This is a genomic window from Limimaricola cinnabarinus LL-001 (assembly GCF_000466965.1).
Taxonomy (GTDB): Bacteria; Pseudomonadota; Alphaproteobacteria; order Rhodobacterales; family Rhodobacteraceae; genus Limimaricola; species Limimaricola cinnabarinus.
Map to the genome: position 1 here is coordinate 1 of NZ_BATB01000137.1, position 2,225 is coordinate 2,225.

Genomic DNA, 2,225 nt, shown 5'->3' on the forward strand with positions numbered 1-2,225 from the left:
CATCCGGGATGGGACAGGTAAGCATCAGCAGACTGGGATAAAATGCCATTTCGCTGCGGTTAATCGACCGACTTGGCTTTACTCTCAACTCAAATAGCAAAGTGCCCGATGGGTTGCACCGGGCACTTCTTTGTTAACGCAGCTCGAGATTACTTGGCAGCAAGGATGTCGAAATTGCGGACGTTTGCCACCACACCATCGTCCCATCCGCCCGAGACCAATTCCGAAGCCCTTTCATTCAGTAGCCCGGCGACCTGTCCGGCAAAATGCGCTTCGCGGCCAGCATCGTCGGCAAAGATGTCGAAGATGGCAAAGTTGTTCTCGTCAATTTGCAGCGCCGCCCAGAACAATGTCATGGGTTCGGTATCTGCGACGATGGGGCCGGCGGCGGTCAGCAAGGCTGCCAATTCGCGGCCTTTCCCCGGCGCAGCTTCAAGCTTGATGTAAGTTGCGGTCGTTGCCGTGGTGAGATCAACCGGCGCCTTGACCGACAGGACATCGGAGTTGTTGATATTCGCGACAACACCTTCGTCCCATCCTCCGTCGACCAGTGTGTCGGCGTTTTGGTTCAAAGCCGCAGCAACCGCTCCTGAGAAGTGAGCGTTCCGTGCCTCTTCATCTGCAAAGATGTCAAAGATTGCGAGCGTATCGTTGGCTTGCAGAGCAAACCAAAGGACGGTGCCCGGCTCTGTGTCCCGCACGATAGGTGCGGCACCCGCCAGAAACTCCGCGAAAGCTTCGGACTGGCCTTCGGCGGCGGGCATGGCGATGTAGCTGGCGGTATGATTTTCCATTGGATTGTCCTGTGCAGTTGCAGAAGTTGCGATCAGAGCCAGTGCGGCGAGTGTCTGAAGAATTTGCGATTTCATGGTCGGCCCCTGCTTTGAAGTGCATCGTGTTTGGTTTCGATGCACTCTTGTCCCATGCCGGATGCGGTGGACTCAAATTCCGAAATGCTATTCTTTGATAGACATGGACTATCGAACTTGTTTTGATGGCGCGGCCGGAGATGTGACGGAGAATGCGGCGATGGAAATGAACCAGATCAGATACTTTCTCGCTGTCTGCGAGCACCGAAACTTCACCCACGCGGCCAGTGCCTCCAATGTCTCCCAACCTTCCTTGACGACTGCGGTCAAGAAACTTGAAGACGAACTTGGAGGTGACCTGTTTGTCAGAGACCGTGCAGGCTGCAGGCTGACCGCGCTGGGAAAACTCGTGCAGCCAAGATTGCAGAAAATATACGACGAGACGCGACAGGCGAAGGCCGAGGCAGTCCGTCATATGCGGTTGGAGCGAGTTCCTATCACTGTCGGTGTCGGCGAAACGATTGGCCACAGCAGAATTTCGGCAGCTATGGAGCGTATGCGCAAGCGCGTGCCGCAAGCCGAAATCGAATTGATCGTTGCGTCATCCCACGAGCTTCTTTCTGGGTTGCGAGATGGTGACTTTGACGTTGTCGTCACCGCGGACAAGGTCAGTGAAGACCTCTATCGTATAGACATTCTCTATGAAGAGGACTACAAGGTCGTGGTGTCAAAGTCGCATCCATTGTCTGAACTAAATACAATTTTTCTTTCGACGCTTGCTCAAACTGACATGCTTGACAGACTGAATTGCGAAATGCGGGATACTTTACATGGAACCTGCGCAGATCAAGGTTACGACCTCTACGCGGCCTATCGGTCAAATCGCGTGGATTGGTTAATCGAACTTGCCCGGCAGGGTTCGGGTGCGGTGATCCTACCAGCCACCGCTATTCCATCAGACATGGGCCTGGTGTCGAAACCCATCGATGGCCTTGAAATAACACGAACTGTTTTGGCCGTTCGATATCGGCACCAAACGACGAGATCAGAAACAAATGATCTGATCCGTGAGATTATGCGCACGCCAGCATAACGACGCCGGTTATCGACCCGGGCGCATCGTGTATCATTCTGCAATTAGGGCTCAAACGATGCTTTCGTGTGCTCTGCCCCCTGAAAACGCGACCGTCTGAAACTGGAGTTTTCGGCTAAGCTTTCCTGGCTGGGAGAGGAGCTGAGAACGATGAAGGCATCGAAGTTCACTGAGGCGCAGAAGGCGTTCATTCTGAAGCAGGGAGAGGCGGGCACGCCGGTGGCGGAGATCTGCCGCAAGGCCGGGATCAGTCAGGCGACCTACTTCAATTGGAAGAAGCGCTATGGCGGGTTGCTGCCCGACGAGATGCGGCGGCTGAAGGC

Annotated in this window: 3 protein-coding genes; 2 read left to right on the plus strand and 1 reads right to left on the minus strand. The window is 54.6% G+C overall.

Annotation, left to right across the window (positions count from 1 at the left end; genetic code table 11):
• Positions 1-149: 149 nt before the first annotated feature.
• Entirely contained in the window at positions 150-869 is a 720-nt protein-coding gene (locus MBELCI_RS18635; RefSeq protein WP_045320533.1) for a putative quinol monooxygenase, read from the minus strand.
• Between the two features lie 103 nt (positions 870-972).
• Here MBELCI_RS18635 and MBELCI_RS18640 point away from each other — a divergent pair, with 103 nt between their 5' ends.
• On the plus strand, positions 973-1,902 hold the full coding sequence (locus tag MBELCI_RS18640) for a LysR family transcriptional regulator (protein ID WP_235047705.1): 930 nt from the start codon (positions 973-975) through the stop codon (positions 1,900-1,902).
• A gap of 150 nt (positions 1,903-2,052) precedes the next feature.
• On the plus strand, positions 2,053-2,225 hold a 173-nt coding region (locus MBELCI_RS18645), incomplete at its 3' end, for a transposase (protein WP_045320535.1).